The sequence below is a fragment of the Bittarella massiliensis (ex Durand et al. 2017) genome, assembly GCF_017566145.1.
GTDB classification, from domain to species: domain Bacteria; phylum Bacillota; class Clostridia; order Oscillospirales; family Ruminococcaceae; genus Bittarella; species Bittarella massiliensis_A.
Map to the genome: position 1 here is coordinate 1 of NZ_JABFCL010000294.1, position 216 is coordinate 216.

At 50.5% G+C, this 216-nt stretch carries 1 protein-coding gene; it reads left to right on the forward strand.

The genetic code is table 11. The features are described 5' to 3' along the window. Positions 1-216: PTS transporter subunit EIIC (locus HJY11_RS14395; RefSeq protein WP_208076549.1), on the forward strand; the 216-nt coding region annotated here is incomplete at both ends.

Below are 216 nucleotides of genomic sequence, written 5' to 3' on the forward strand. Positions count from 1 at the left end.
GTATATGGCGGGGATATGCTGCTTCCTTGTACGGTAGCAACGAACTTTGCCATGGCGGGTGCTGCACTGGGGATCTGGCTGAAAACAAAAAAGACTTCTGTGAAAAGCGCTGCATTGCCGGCGGCTATATCGGCACTTGTGGGCGGTGTGACGGAGCCTGCAATTTATGGTTTGAACCTGAAATATAAACGGCCGTTTTTTATAGCATGCCTCTGC